Genomic DNA, 16000 nt, shown 5'->3' with positions numbered 1-16000 from the left:
ATTCTTTGAATCAATTAATTGGAATGCTGTTTTTTTGACCATCATTCAAAAAAGCCATAATCTCTTCTTTCCTTATTTCTAACCTAACTATATCGGGGTGAAAACAAATTTCCTCCTCCCTCATAATTTTTTTTGGTTCATGTACTACTATTTTAACTTATCTTTGCCCTTTCTGGCTCGCAAGTTAACCACCAACCAAGCCAATATCAATAAACTCACCCCGCTCAACACCCCTAAACCAATATTTCATTTTTGAGCCGTTTGTTTTTGTTTAATTACTCCTTGTATTTTTTCACTAAATACCTGATTTTGTTTACTTACTAACTCCGAATAACTCGATACATTTTGTAAAGACTGCTGTACTTGGTCGCTTAAACCTAATTCTTGACTCAATTTTGCCAATTGTTCCTTAATTTCTTCACTCGGTTTGGATGCATCAGCAATTATTTGGTCTTTTTCTTTTAATTGTTGCTGTAAATTAGCAACAACTTGACTATCAGGATCTTTATTAATCAATTCTTTTATTCTCGTAATTACTGCTTCTAAAACACTGTCCGGATTTAAACCTAATTGACACTCAGTAATGATTTGGGAGACGATTTGTTTTTCTTTAGCTGCTACTTTACTATCACAATCACATCGATGGGATTTTAATTGATTAAGTTCGGTTTTAATGCTATCATAATCTGAATGAGAACGAACACAATTGTCTGATTGTTGCTTATAATCATTCCTCTCTTGCTTAATAGTATCATAATCAGCATGCTGGGGATTTAAACACAGTGGTGGGTTATTAAAGAAATTAATTAAATCTGCTAAAGTTTTGCCGTTTGGTAGTGCTGGCAAATTATTTAAATCAGTTATTCCTAAATGATTTTGGGCTTGGTGAATGGTATTGTTGAGGGTGGCGATAGTATTATTATGTTGCTGAATTTGACCCCGCAAATTACCACTTTTAGTTCTCAGTAAATTAATATTACGATTTTTAATGTTTATTTGTCCTTGCAAGTTATTATTGTCGTTGGTTAATTGTTGAACCTGATTTTGACTAGCATTCAAATTAGTTTCAGCAGTAGTTAGTTTAGTGCGGAGCGACTGGGCCTTGTTGCGTAATAGATTTACTTTTTTGGTTTCTCGTTCTTGGGTTTGGGCCAAAGTATCCCGTTCGGATAAACGGTCATCCAGACTGCCTTGTAATTCTTTGTTTTCAGTTTGCAATTCTTCCTTTTGTTGGTCTAAATTTTGATAGCCATTTCTAAGTTCAGCAAAATCCTGTCCTAATTGGCGGATTAAATTATTTTCGGTTTGTGTGTCTTGGAGTTGAGCCAGTAAGGCTTGATTTTCTGTTTGTAATTCGTTTAAACTGCGGATAGTATTATTGAGGTTAGTAGTTTTGTCATCTAATTTTTTTTGGGTCAGATTTAATTTTTCTTGGATTAAATCGTAATCCTTAACTGTTTCTGCTCGCTGATTTTCGGTCTCTTGGTGATTATCTTGCTCGGTCGTTAAATTGTCCTGTAATTGTTGGTTTTCAGACTGTAAATCTTGTAAACTTTTTTGAAAATTATCTCTTTCTGCTTTGGTTTGTTCTAAATCTGCTACTAGTTTCTGATTAGCCTCCTTTTGCTCTTGTAATTCTTGTTTAACTTGTTGATAATCGTTTAAAATTGTTTCTAATTGCTGATTTAAGTCTGATGGGATGAAGATTTCTCCTTCTGGCTCCATTTCCTCTTCTTTCTCTCAGGGGAGTTTAAAACCAGGCCCGTATGATTTGCCGTATGAACTGGAAGTTGATTTTTTATCCAAACTATTTAATTTTTCCGCTATTGATTGATATTTTTGACGTAATTCATCTAATTCCTGAGTAAGGTCCTGGATTTGTTGCTCCAAAATCTCTCTCTCTCTCTCTCTCTCTCTCTCTTGGTTATTTTCTTTATTTTCGAAGTAATCAAAGAAAGATTTTTCTTGTTGGTTTTTCTGGGCCTGCTCTAATTCTGTAATTCGGGCTCGGAGTCTATCATTTTCCGCTTCTAATTCTTTTTGGTTAGAACTGAAACGTTTTTTTGTGGTTTCTTCTTTTTCTTGCTGTCTATCTGAGCCGCTTTCGAAATCACCAACAGTAAAGGGTTTGACATCGCCATAATTAAATTCACTATTACGGCGAGTAGGGCCGTCTCAATCAAAGTTGCTTTCCTCCTGGGTCGGTGACCCTTTATCAAACTCGGACCAGGTTGTTTTTTCTTTTAATTCCTTATTCTCAGTTCATAAATCGTCCAGCGATTTTTTTGTATTCTTTAAGTTAGTTTGTAATTCTTGCCGCTCTTGGGTTAAATTAGCCACTTGCGCTTCTAATTCTTGCCTTTTCTTTTCCAAATGGCGATTCTTTTTGGCTAACTTTTCTGGGGGAATGTTAGAACTTTCAGTGTTATCATCAGTTTGGGGTTCAGATTTTTGTCAGAATTTTAATTTATTTTCATTTTTAGTCATGTGTATATTTAAAAATTGTTATATAATTACTTACTTTTAGCAGATTAGCAGAGCAACTCGCTCTATAATATATTTTAGCAAAGTTAGCAGTCAAAAACCTCAAAATAGTTACTTTTTCTTACCTTTGTTATATTGGCTGAAAGGCTGAAACAGCGAGGAAAATATCCTCCCCGTATTAGCAAGGGGGTGACTAATGATGACCTATTTTTGGCGCCTAAAAAAATAACATGATAATCCTAGCCCTAGAAACCAGTTGTGACGAAACGAGTGCTGCCATTTTAGAAAACAAAAAAGTTCTCAGTAATGTTACTATTTCCCAAATATTAGAACAGCAAAAGTACGGTGGAGTAATGCCTAGTTTGGCCGCTAAATTACATGTCAAAAATATTCAAAAAGTCTTAAAAGAAACTTTACACGTTGCCAAAGTTTCCCCCGAACAAATCGACTATATTGCCTATACCGAAAAACCGGGTTTGATTATTTGTCTCCAAATTGGCAAAATAGTAGCGGAAACTTTGGCTTTGTTTCTCAACAAACCACTCCTGCTGGTTAATCATTTAGAAGGCCACATATATGCTAGTCTGTTGGAAAAAAATGAGGAATGAGAATTTCCAGCCTTGGCCTTGATTATTAGCGGTGGTCATACTCAGATGTATCAAGTAAACAACCACTTTGATTTTATACTCTTGGGTGAAACTTGTGATGATGCCATTGGTGAATGTTTGGATAAATCGGCCATTTTGCTGGGTTATAATTATCCAGGAGGCCCAGCCATTGAAAAATTGGCTCAAACCGGAAAAAACACCTATCAATTGCCTTTTCCCAAAAATGATGAAACTTTGGATTTTAGTTTCAGTGGATTGAAAAGTGAAATTAGTCGTCTAGTGGGCAAGGAAAAAAAAGAAATAAATGTCAATAATCTAGCTTGTTCAATTCAATATCTCTTAGCCGAAATATTAGCCAAAAAACTCAAAAAGGCTTGATTAACTGTTTGGGCTAAAACTGTCATAATTGGTGGAGGAGTAATCGCTAACAAATTTTTAAGAAATTATTTGGCAAAAAATATTCAAAAATGAGACAAAAAGATAAAAATATTTTTTCCTGAAATTAGATATTCCACGGACAATGCGGCTATGATTGGAGTTTTGGCATATTATAAGACTAAAAATAAAAAGAGCGAAAGGCAAGGATAATAAAGTAATATAAAAACTTATATGTAGAGGTTCACCTCTATAATTATCACAAAACAAAATTTAACCTAATTTTAGCAAGAAGTCCCCTTGTTCTATAACTGGGGGATAAATTGTTAATAACTGTTTTTGCTAATCAGTCGTAAAATTATATTATATATGGTTAGTTTGTTAGATTTAGACAACAATAATCATTCAGTCTTTTTGCTCTGATTTCATTATTAAGTAAATTCTGCGTGGTATAACGAAGGGTTGATATTAAAAAATATAATTATTACAATGGTAGTCAAAGAAGCAGAAAAAAATAAAATAAAGCAAGCCCGTAATCGGAAATATAAGACACTAATCAAGAATCAATTCAAGAAAATTGAAGTCTATTTACAAAAGCAAAAAGGCAACGAGAGCGCAGTTTCAGTGCAACAAAAAGGATTAGAAAATCTGATTGCTGAAACGCAAAAAATATTAGACAAAGCCAAAAATAAAAAAATTATTCATCCGAGAAAACGTGACCGGAAGAAGAGGCAATTATATAATAGTCTAAATAAATTAAGAGTCACAAAAGAAGTTAATTCAGAAATATAATGTAATATTATGGAAAAATTACTAATTATCAAAACGGCTGATGCGAGGAAAGTAAAAAGTGTTTTAGCCAAAAACTATATTAAACACCAAATAATTTACAACCAACCCTTTAATTTCTTATAAACCAGGCGGCAAAAAAGATAAATTAAGAGAATATGTTGAGGCTAAAAGTAAGGAGGATATTTTTGCGGATTATGGCAAAGCCATTAAGGATAAAGAGCGAGAAAGGGAAATTGCCTTATGAGAGCAAGCCGACGAAGAGGATGAAGAAGAATTAAGTAAAAAATAATATGGTTGGTGGAGTAAAAGCAAGCGAATATCCTAAACCGAGTATTGTTTATCCTTGCGAAATTTACATGTTCCGTGTTAGTCGCAAAGAAGCCGAAGGGGCGGAAGCCATGAAAACTCGACTGGGAATTGTGATATCAGTGAAAACCTTAATAAATTAAATAAGCGCTGTATTATAGTGCCCGCTACCACTAAAAAAGCAGAATTAGCCAAAATTTATCCATTTGAGGTGAAAGTAATAATTGATGGCAAAAAAGGAAAAGCCATGATCGACCAATTGAAAACTTATAGTTTGGGACGAATTATTAAAAATTCTTTTTTAGGGAAAGTCAGTGAAAAAGAAATGGGAGAAATCCAAGAAAAAATAATGTCAGCTTGTAATTTATGGGAATACTTGAAAAAGAGAAATTTAGACGCTTTCGACTAAATTAACACAAAAAAAATTAATCTAACATTCACTAGTGGGACAAAAGAGAGAATAATTTTTTCATGAAAATAATTACAATAATCGGAGATAAGGGAGTTGGAAAAACCACTCTTTTTCGCCAATTAATCAGGCGTTTTCCACCTCAACCAGACAAGAGCCAATTTAGCCCCAGCCCCGTAATTAATTATGCTGAAAATTTAATCAAAATAGATGATAATATTTACCGATTAATTGACACACCAGCCTTCATTTTTTCACCCCAAAACGAAATAGAAAAAGGGATTAAAAAACAAACTGAGGATTTATTAAAAACCAGCGATTTAATTTGCTGAATAATTGACCAAAAGGACGAGAGAGCATTTGCTTTAAAAAAATATTTAAAAAATTTTTCAGCCCCACAGATTTTAATATTTAACCAAAAAAATACTGAGGAGGAAGAAGAATTTTTCTCCTATTCTTCCCTAGGTCTACAACATTTTTTGGCGATTTCGGCTCGCAAAAATGCCAACTTGGATAAATTGAGCCAAAAAATAATTGCCCTTTTGCCGGACTCGGCTGATGAAAAAACCGACCACCAAGACAAAGAACTAAAACTACTAATTTTTGGTCCGCCCAATTCGGGCAAATCCACCCTCATGAATTATTTACTACAAGAAAACCGCTCCCTGGCTACTCCAATTGCTGGCACTACCCAAGAGCCGGTGATTAGTGATTGAAATTGACAAGAAACTTTGAAAAAATTATTTCAGCAAACAAAAGGAACTTTTAGTGAGGACCAAAAAATCGACTTCGAATTAGTTGACACGGCCGGCATTACTAAAGAGCAGAAATTAAAAGAAAAAACCTGAAAAAATTGTGATTTGGCTTGGGCGATACTGGATGCCACCTTGCCGCTAACCAAACAGATCCTTCAAATAGTTAATTTAGGAGAAAAACACAACAAACCGCTCATTATTATTATTAATAAATGCGACTTATTAGCAGAAAAAAAAGAGCAAGAAGCCGCTAGCGAAAGACGAAAAAAAATTTTGACAGAACCAAAAAAAGAGTTAGAAAAAGAATTAAGAAATCGCTTAAAATCACTAAGTTATGTGCCGATAATTTTTCTTTCGGCTTTACAGGGGACGGGAATGAAAGCGCTGCTTAAAGTCCTCAAAGAAATGTTGACCCAAGCTCAAAAAAAAGCTTCCAAAAAAGAATTAGCCGAAATAGTGGAAAAAATGGTAATTAGTCACCCTCCAAAATATTTCAAGGGCAACAAGTTAAAAATCTATTTTGCCAAGCAGGAACATGGTTTGACTCAGACTTTCATTTTTTTTGTTAATAATCCCCAATGAGCCCACTTTTCTTACCAGCGCTATATGGCTAATTATTTGCGAAAAAGTTTGAATTTACCATACCTGCCGATTAAAATAATTTTGAAAAAAAGTGAATAATTTTTTTTCACACGTTCCTAGTTAATGCCCTTATGAAAATTATTCTTTCTTCAAACTTTTTTTCGTTTTGGTTGGTGTTCGGCATCGACTCTGACCCTTATTTCTTCATTTTTTATTTTGTTAAATATCGGTTCTATTTTTCCTTTGATAACCCCACTCAGAATATATTGGCGCAATAAGACCTGTTTTTTCTTGTTTGGAATCATGCGGCGAAATTCTCATTTGTAATTGTGATAAAGACGAAATAAACACTGGTCGCAGACGTAATATCCGCGATTTTCCTCGGCTCCGGTTCAATAACCCCAATGGTTTTTTTGACTGTAAGTATGAGTAGCACGAACGTATTTAACAGTAAGCGATTTTAGACAATTAAAGCATTTAGCGGTTAGTGGTTTTTTAGAATTTGACATTTAATAAGTTTCAAACTAATAATCTATAAAAGTATAATGTTATTTTTACAGCATAAATATTTGACTAATATAATTAAGTAATGGTATTTGCCTGTGTTGTCTCTTTCATTGGTGACAAAATTTAATCTCCGATAATATGCTTTTCAATTTAGTTAGGGGTTTTTCTAATAATTTTTTTATCCTCGATAAGAGTTACATGCCCATTTCCCACACCGCAGTTTGTATAGCGTATAATAATTGTATTATTAATACTTGTAGAAATAGCAAGCGCAACCTTTTTTAATTTTCCCTTTATTCCCAAGTTAATTAATATTATATTATTAATAATATAAACCTCCCTAAGCACTATACAAGTAACAACGCAAAAAAACATAATATAAAGGATAAGGACAAGTATTATGACAACTAATCATATTAATTCCAGCAAAAGTATAATTGGTTCAATTTGAAAGGGGGAATATATAACGACAATTAACACCAATTGGGGAAGAACCGACTTGAAAATAAGAGTAAAAAAAAGAGTGATGAAAAAAGCAAAATAGGCGTAGGTAAGATAAATCCCCAAAGAATCTATACTTCATAATTTATTCATTATCATGGCAGTAAATATAAAAGAATTAAATAAGAAATACGAGGACCTAAATAAAATAAACGAGTTTCTTAATTTTGTGATAATCAAAGAGAGAGAGAGAGACGAACCTCCCACGAGAGCAGCAGAATAACGAGAGCCTGCTCCTCCTGAATAAAGGACAACAAGCGAGAGACGAATGAATTGAAGCCTCTTTCGGACAACTCCGCGAACCGGCGGAACCTCCCACCATATGGATTATTTAAATTAGATTTGCAATTTTTTGGTATTACTAAAGAAGAACAAGAAAAAGAGGAAAAAAAACAAGAATTAGAAAATGAATTGCAAATAGAACAAAAAGCCTATCAAACATTAGAATTATCAGAAGGAGCCTCCGAAGAGGAAGTTGTAAGTGCTTATAAGAAACTTTGTTTAGCACATCATCCGGATAAAAATGGCAACTCAGAAGAAAGCACCAAGAAATTCCAAGAGATACAAAATGCTTACAGTATTTTAACAGAAAAGAAATTGGTCCTCAGTGCTTCTGTAATAGAAGAATTACAAACCAAAAACCAAGAATTAACTAAGGATTTAATACTAGCCGCGGAAGCAGGAGATGCACTTAACAAATGAAACGCCATTTATAAAAAAGAGATTGAAAAACTAAAAGAGACAGTTGAGTCTAATGAAAAGGTCATTGAGGGACTGAATAAAGAATGGATTGAAGAAAGAAACAAAAAGAACGAGGAAATTGCAGAATTACAAAGGACATTAGCCGAAGTTAGAAAAGAGGTCAATAACGATATAGAGATAGCAGTATCTGAGGAGAAAGCAGAAATTGCTTATTTAGAAGCAGAAATAAAAAAATTACAGGAGGACAATAAAAAATGAGAGGATTGATGAGAAAAATCCGAACAAGTTATGATGGCGGCAGCCTTGGAACGAGAAAAAAGAGAGTTAGAAATAGAACACCTGAAAAGCCAACTGAAAGATAGAAGTAGAGAGATTGAAGAATGAAAAGAAAAAAACGAAAATCTATCAGAGAAGTTGAATTATGAAAGGCAAGTAAAAGAAGTCGATGTATCAGAATTAATGCTTAAGTGTGACATTCAGGAAAAGGAATTAGAAGCACTTGAAGCCGAAAATAAGCGATTAAAAGAAGGCTCAATATCCGGTCGCTCCTCGGCCCGACCCAGTTTATCACAAATCCAACCAACAAGACAAAATTCCACGGCGTCCAGACCCATTTCGCGGGCTACTTCTTACATTGAAGGTCTTAACATTGAGATTGAAGAAGATAGTCCTTATTATTGTAAACATTGCAAGCAACTTAAAAACAATTTAGGTAGTGCACTCAACGATCCAAGAAATTATGGATTACCAACAACGTCCGACGAAAGCCACAGCGAAAAAGAAGGAAAGTCCCACCACAATTCAGCACCATCAGCCAGAGGGCGTGGCCGAGGCTACTCCAAACGACCATCGGTCAGTGATTTTGAACATAGCCAGTCGGATTCCAGCCATCCTAAAAGAACCGGAAGTGATGGAAGTAATTTTGATTCACCAACCGATTATTTTTACGGAGAAGTTATTAGTCCTTATGATTATAATTTACTCAAAGGAGAAATTGCCGAAAAAGTAATAGAAAACAAAAAATTACAAGCCCGGGTTGCGGAATTAGAGAACAAAGCCAAAGACGACAAAGAACAAATTGCTGAATTAAACCGGATAGTCCGGGAAAACGATAAAAGAATTGACGAATTAAACCAAAAAAATGAGAATGATTCCCGAGACCTAAAATTGGCCGAGCAAAGAGAAATTATTATTCAGGCGTTAAAAGATTGAGCCGCTAATATCGGACAACTGGAAAATAAATTAAAAATTCAATTGATTTTAAAGGCTGAAGCCGTTGACAAAAGCACCGACCCCGTTAATAAAATTAACTCTATAAGTAAGAATTTGAAGCGCATTTCTCAAGAATTAGAAAATCTGAACTTGGTTGAGGATAATCTTTCTTTGAGCGAGAGCGAGAAAACCGACGAAGTTAACCCTTCCGAAATAACGCCAATCGTAATTGTTTCTGACGAAACGGCACGAGTAGCACAAGTAAATGTTCCGCTAATCCCCAAAGAAAAAGATTTATTTGAAGAGGAGAAGGAGGAAATTAGAGCCAAAGCCGCTGAATTGACTAATCCAGCCAAAGCAGATTGAAAAACAATTCGGGACCGTCTAGGGAAAGATTACAACGGAGACCTCTACGACAATTGCCAAGACTACTGAGAAGCTGAAAATAGTACTACGTTAGGAGAAGACAACGACGAGGACCACGATTCCAATTTTTCCGACGATCCTTACGTAACGGAGATGACAAAGCAAATTAAGGAACTTACGATCTCAGGCAAAAATATTTTAGAAACGCCGGCCGAAACAAGAAAAAACGGCCAGCCGCCACTTTCTCCCCAATTCTTGCCCGTGCCGGACATTGAAAAAGGGCTTAAAGAAATAATTGACACCAGCGACAAGTTAATTGATAATTTTTACCAGAAAATGGAAACTGTGGTCAAAAAAGATGAGGAAGAATTGTCTACAATCAAGACCCGCGAAGAAGAATTGACAGCCAAAAAAGACGCTAGCGAGACGAAATTGGCAAATCTCCAAGCAAGACTTGAACGCAGAAATAAAGCGGTAGCAGAATTACAAAAAAAGATCAAGGAATTGAAAGACAAAGAAAGCGGATGAAACCCAGCAACAAGTAAAAAGAGCAAAAGATTAACAGAACTAGAAAAAAAATTAGAAGAATTGTTTAATGGAACCGATGATGGGACCAAGAAAACGAAGGGGCAAATAGAATGTTCCAAAGAGGTGGATGAATGTAAAGAAAAAGTAGCCGAAATTACAAAATTGCTAAAAGGTTTTGAAAGTTGAAAAAATAATCTCGGTAAACTCAATTTTGAGGAGTATAAGAAAGACTTATTAAAAAAAATAAACGAAGCCGTTGAAGACAAAACAAGATTGTCTGAAACAGATGAAACAGATATTCGAAAATCCACCACAATTTCCAGGGAGGAACTAAAAGCCGCTCAAAAAAATCTCTTGGCCACAATTAAGGAAATAAAAAAAGACGGAGGTGAGGTTGTCTTTGAAGATAAAATTGATGAATTGAAAAAACGATGTGAGGAATACGAAAAAAAGGCCGAGGCAGACGGACAAAAAGCGGATAAGTATAATGCCTACATAAATAGACTTTTAGAGAAAGCAGTTGAAAAAAATAGAAAATTAACGGCCATACATAAATATAAAGAGGAACGGGGAGCCGCCGAACGAGAACGATTGAAATGAGAAAAAGGGGTTTTGGAGCATGAAAATAAGGAATTAAAAGTAATTTTAGCCGAAGTGGAGAAAAAACATCCCGATCTGAAAAGCCACCGCCGCACGGGCAGCGGAATTTCTTTTTCTTCGGGTTACAGCACCCCAATTTTCGGCTCCAGCAGACCGAGCACTCCGCTAGCCAGCCCAAAGGGCAGTCCAAATGAAAAAAATCTGATGCTGGAAATGATGGACGACGAGTTGCAAAAATGGAGAAAAGAACATAATGAGGAAATGGTTCGGCAGAGAGAAGAAAGCCAAAAAGAAGTAGACGAGTTAAAACGAAAATTAGAGGAAGCGAATGCTAAAATTGAGGAAAAGGCCGAGTTAGAGAAAAAACTGACCGAGAAAGATAACCCTCAACCAGAGAAAGGAGAAAAATGTAATGTTTTAACTCATGAATTATTGGAACATGAAGTCGCAGATTTAAAAAAGGAATTAGAAAAGGCAAGAGCGGAAAATGCCACAAAGGACGAAACAATTATTAGGTTAAAGGCTGAAATTGCGGCATGAGAAAAGCGAAAATTAGATGAAGTAATGGCCCCTAACAACCGCGACAAAACTATTGAGGAATTAAAACGAGGTAAGGAAAATATTGATACAGAATTAGTAAATGTTAAGCAGCAATTACAAGAAGCCAACGAAAAAATTAAGGCAAAAGAAAATGAATTAGAGGTAGTTAATGAGGATTTAAAAAGCGAGCTATTAAATGCCGAGGATAAAAATAACGAAATAGAGAGGTTAAACGGCCAAATAACCGAATTACAGGCCGAAATTGTCGAAAATAGTTTGGTAATAGCCAACTCAGTAAGCCAAGAGGATTATAACGGGGCAGTGGCCGAAAGAAATAGACGTCCGAATATCAGCCAAGCCGAATATGAAAAAGTGGTAGCAGAAAGAGACGAATACAGCAAACGACCAACGAAGGAACAATTAGATAATGCGGCAGAAAATATTGTAAAAAATGGCGGTTATGTTCCAGCAACCGATTATCAGGGCTGAATTAACCCCAACGATGAAAATGCCCGTCAGAAAAGCAGACTAAAAACGGAGGTGGAAGTAAATGAAGCGGTTGACAATGCTCGTCAGCAAGAGACAGACAAATACAAAGACCACATCGACCCCAACAATTTTGCCGAAGTAGCCCGTCAAAAAGGATATAAAAGCAAGGACGACGTGGACGCAGAAGTAGCCAACAAAGCCAAAGAGTATGAAAATTATATTCACCCCGATAAATTGGTGGAGGAAGCCGAAAAACAAAAAGGCATGGTTTCAAAAGAAACATACGATAAGGCAGTAGCGGAAAGAGATAAACGACCCGAAATTAGCCGCGAGGAATGAGAAAAAGATTGAAGCAAGAGACCAACGCAGCAAGAGGCCGATAAATATAAAAATCATATTGACCCGACCAATAAAGACAAATTGAAAAATGCCGCCGAGGAGGCTGGTTTCGGTTTTGAAAAGAAAGACATTGATAATGCTGTTAAGGACGAGCGAGCAAAATGAGATGGTTATGTGGACCCAACTACACACCGAGCCGACTGGATTAATCCCAACAATTTGGAGCAGGAAGTTAAAAAAGCCGGTTGGAAGTATACGCAAAAGGATTTAAACACAGCGGTAAATAATGAAAAAGACAAATATAATGGTTGAGTTGACCCCACTACTTACCGGACGGATTGAATTGACCCCAGCGAATTGGAAAATAAAGCCAAAGAAAGGGGTATGGTTTCAAAGAAAGATTATGATAATGTATTAAATGGAAAGAAAAAGGTGGAGGAGGAATTGTCTGTTGAAAAGAAAAGCCGCGAGGGAATTGAAAAACAGTTAGCCGCCGCTGTCAAAGAAAGTGTTGAATTATCAACAAAATCAGCCGAAGCCGAGCAAGGCAAAAATAGAAGTGATAAAGCAGCAAAAGAAAATTATCAACGAGAATTAGCCAACAAGGAGGCAGAAAGACAAGCCGAAAAGGAAAAATTTGAAGAAGATTTAAAAGACAAACAGCAGACCATTGATAAATTAAGTAAAATTGTAGGTGAAAAAACAATAACAGCGAAAGATTTGGAATTAGCCCAACAGCAAGTAAAGAATTTAAGCGGCAGTTTAGAACGGGAGAGAACCGAGCATGCCGCTACTCAACGAGCATTAGAGGAAACTCAAAAGGGGTTGAATGCCGCCCAAACCGAACGGGATAAACGACCAAATATTACTAACGAACAGTGAACTAAAATGCAGGGTGATTTAACGACCGCTCAACAAGCATTAGAGGGCGAGCAAAAGGCCCGCCAAAGTGCGGAAACCGAACGCAACGATTACCGCAGGAAGCATGAAGCCGAGCAAACACAGCACAGGGAAACTAAAAGACTATTAACCACCGCCAGAGAAGCCCGCGACCATTACCGAACTTCGTATTCGGAAGAGCAAAGAAAGCATGCGGACACCAAAGAAGAACTAAACAAAGTCAAAATTGAACTGAGAACAGAAAAAGAGCAACATAACGATACAAAAGGGCAACTAGAAAGCAAGACAAAAGAATTAGAGGATGAAAAGAAGAAAAATGAAATAATTTTGGCAAAGTCCGACGAAACGGGAGTCAAACTAACCACAGCAGAAACACAAATAGCCGATTTAGAAAAGAAATTAGCAGATAAAGATAAGGAATTAACTGATATTCAAGGACAATTGGATACGGAAAAAACGGCCAAAGAAAACGCTGAAACAGAACGAGATGCGGCCAACACCGACAAACAAAACGCCCGGCAAGAAAGAGAAAACCGCCCAAATATAACGCTGGATGAATGAAATAATGACTACTCCCGAAGACCAACCAACGAGCAATTAGCAGAACAGACAAAGAAAACTGATAACCTAGCCAAAGATAAAACAGCATTAGAAAAAGATTTAAAACAGGCCCAGAATAATTTGGCCGCTGAAAGAACTCAACACGGAGAAACACAAACCCAATTAAAAAACAAGACAGCAGAATTAGGGAATGTAGAGCGAGAAATGAAAAAAATAGAGTTAGTAGCAAAAGCGTTTATAGAGAATTTCAAGTCCGTAAAAGCCCAAAATAGAAATCTAAAAATTGAAGTTGTCGAATGGGAGGAAAAGGTTGAAGAATTATTAGTTGAAAATAGCCGCTACGAAAATGAATGACAAGTAAAAATTAAAGAGTTGAAAGAAGCAAAAGAAAGTTTGGAGCAAAAGTTAGACCAAGCCAAAAACCAGACCAACGAACGACAAAATGAGCTCAATGAAAATGTAAAAACCCTGGAATATCTGCTGGAATTAGGGGAACAAGATAAGGAGAAAATTCAAAATCAAGTGCGAACATTGAAAGACCAAATTGCCGACAGTGAAAAGGAGAAACGAAAGCAGCAGCAAGATAATCGGTATTTAATTTGACAAAAGGAGCAAGAAATTGCCAAACTTACAGCGAAAGTAGAGGAATGGAGAAAAAGAGCGGCTGAATTAAAGGCTTCTCTGAATGACCGCTCGACCGAGGATGATTTAGCCATTCTCCAAAAAAAATATCAGAAAATTGTTGACAAATTACAAGAAGTAAATGAGAAATTAAAAGAAGCCAAAGATAATAATTTTGCGGCCACAGAGGAAAACAAAGAATTAACCAAAAAACTCACCCGGCAGGAAAAATTAAATCAAAGACAAGGTGAAAAAATAACGGAATTAAATAATCAATTAAAAGAGGTTAAAAAAGAAGCAACGAAATCCGTCTGAGAAATTAACAAATTAGAAGCCAAGTTGGCAGTGGCTAATAAATTATCCGACCGAGACCAACAAATTATTCAAGGGTTAAGAGATAAATATAATAAATTGCTGAAATCGGAAGCCGAAGCGCGTATAGCAGAAAGGGAATTAAAAAGGACTAAAACAAAGGCCGAAAATGAATTAGCAGCATTGAAACGGAAATTAGAGTGGGAAAAAGAAAATCGTCAAGTTGCCGAAAAAAATCTAGCCGTTCGGGTTCAGGATAACAACAATTTACAAAAGCAGATTTTTGAATTAGAAAGCAAATGTCAAAAATTACAAATAGCGGTTAAAAAGAACACAAAAGATAAAAAAGAGTTGACTAATCAACTCCGCGAGGCACGAAGCGAAAATAGCGACCACTCCGAACAAATTGTTTATTTGAAAGAGCAGATTGATAATTTGGAATATGGTTTACGAGTGTCAAATAAGGAAAATGAAGATTTAAAAGGTCAATTAGTAATTGTCAATCAAGAAAAAAACAATTTACAGCAGATTATTGACCGCACTCAAAACCGACTGGGGGAGCCAGACTTAAATAATTTGCCAAATATGCCACAAGGCGGGACATTAAGGCAATTGATTGCTGATTTTAATACTAGCCAAATTAACTTACAAAATGAAACAGCCAGAGCGGACGCAGAAAAATTACGAGCCGATACTTATGAAAATGATTTGCGAGCAGAATTTAATATTACTAATGTTAATGACTGAAAGAATGTGTTGGTCGGGTTAAAAGGGCGTCCGACCCAGGCAGATTACGATAACGTTAAGAATCAAAGGGACAGATATCAGCAAGAGCGAGACAATTTACAAAATAAATTAGATACTCATCAGCAGTGGTGTCAAATTATTAATTGTCAAGAACCATGTTGCTTGGGCGATTATGAGCGATTACAAAAGAAATTAGCCAGACAGGAGAAAGATATTTTAGAGAAAATTAATAATTCATTAGAATTAGGAATAGAAGTTGAAGAATTAACCATTCAAAAAATTATTAGCCGAATTGAGGAATTAATTAGAGGTCCAAAAATAACCAATCAGCAATTACAAAAAGAATTAGACCAGGCCCAAAAAGTTATTAGATTATTACAAAAAGACAAGAAAAACATTGATTTCTTGGCTATTCAACAAGCCGAATATCAAAAAATACTTGCTTGGGTGAAAGGTGAAACGAATGAAACTTGTGTGCGATTAGGCATTAATATTCCGTTTGCTATAAGTGAGAAAATTAACCAGGCAACTACTTTGGTTGCCGTGGCCCGAGAAAGAAATAATTTAATCCAAGCCAAATTAGGAGAAAAAAGTGTTGAATTAAAAAAAGTAATTCGTCAAAAAGAAAATTTGGGCCAAGAGCAAATCCAAGAGAGATGAATTTGAAGTATTTTGCTTCTGCTGAGTTATATGATAATAATTGGTCTGATTGGTAAGTTGAGAGTGAGAAAAAGGGTTAAATAGACCCGATATTTTTAGGCAAA

At 35.8% G+C, this 16000-nt stretch carries 8 protein-coding genes; 6 read left to right on the top strand and 2 right to left on the bottom strand.

All coding sequences use genetic code 4. From position 1 onward, the window contains the following. Nucleotides 1–147: 147 nt before the first annotated feature. A complete protein-coding gene (locus DHMRE_RS02020) occupies nucleotides 148–2487 on the bottom strand; it encodes a hypothetical protein (RefSeq protein WP_322632720.1) in 2340 nt (779 codons plus the stop codon). Nucleotides 2488–2714: 227 nt separating this feature from the next. Between DHMRE_RS02020 and tsaD the strand changes: the two genes are divergently transcribed. From tsaD to DHMRE_RS02000, 4 genes are all read left to right on the top strand, one after another. Continuing rightward, nucleotides 2715–3680, top strand: a complete 966-nt coding sequence (gene tsaD, locus DHMRE_RS02015; RefSeq protein ID WP_322632719.1) for a tRNA (adenosine(37)-N6)-threonylcarbamoyltransferase complex transferase subunit TsaD — start codon at nucleotides 2715–2717, stop codon at nucleotides 3678–3680. Between the two features lie 276 nt (nucleotides 3681–3956). Then, nucleotides 3957–4259 carry a 30S ribosomal protein S20 gene (rpsT, locus tag DHMRE_RS02010; RefSeq protein ID WP_322632718.1) on the top strand — a complete coding sequence of 101 codons (303 nt, stop codon included), beginning with the start codon at nucleotides 3957–3959 and terminating at the stop codon, nucleotides 4257–4259. Between the two features lie 424 nt (nucleotides 4260–4683). Beyond that, nucleotides 4684–4974 carry a type II toxin-antitoxin system PemK/MazF family toxin gene (locus DHMRE_RS02005; protein ID WP_322632724.1) on the top strand — a complete coding sequence of 97 codons (291 nt, stop codon included), beginning with the start codon at nucleotides 4684–4686 and terminating at the stop codon, nucleotides 4972–4974. Between the two features lie 62 nt (nucleotides 4975–5036). Then, nucleotides 5037–6410, top strand: a complete 1374-nt coding sequence (locus tag DHMRE_RS02000) for a GTPase (protein ID WP_322632717.1) — start codon at nucleotides 5037–5039, stop codon at nucleotides 6408–6410. A gap of 17 nt (nucleotides 6411–6427) precedes the next feature. On the opposite strand, the gene DHMRE_RS01995 is transcribed toward DHMRE_RS02000, so the two are convergent. Beyond that, a complete protein-coding gene (locus DHMRE_RS01995) occupies nucleotides 6428–6820 on the bottom strand; it encodes a hypothetical protein (RefSeq protein ID WP_322632716.1) in 393 nt (130 codons plus the stop codon). A gap of 596 nt (nucleotides 6821–7416) precedes the next feature. Here DHMRE_RS01995 and DHMRE_RS01990 point away from each other — a divergent pair. Both DHMRE_RS01990 and DHMRE_RS01985 read left to right on the top strand, forming a co-directional pair. Further along, nucleotides 7417–7542 (top strand): hypothetical protein, encoded by a 126-nt coding sequence (locus DHMRE_RS01990; protein WP_322632715.1) that lies wholly within the window; start codon nucleotides 7417–7419, stop codon nucleotides 7540–7542. Between the two features lie 119 nt (nucleotides 7543–7661). Continuing rightward, nucleotides 7662–15980: a DnaJ domain-containing protein gene (locus tag DHMRE_RS01985; protein WP_322632714.1), complete on the top strand. Its 8319-nt coding sequence runs from the start codon at nucleotides 7662–7664 to the stop codon at nucleotides 15978–15980. Nucleotides 15981–16000: the final 20 nt, after the last annotated feature.

The organism is endosymbiont DhMRE of Dentiscutata heterogama (assembly GCF_002888635.2).
In the GTDB taxonomy this organism is placed as follows: domain Bacteria; phylum Bacillota_I; class Bacilli_A; order Mycoplasmatales; family CGIF01; genus CGIF01.
The sequence above is the reverse complement of the archived record's forward strand: the minus strand, read 5'-3'. Positions and strand labels throughout refer to the sequence as shown.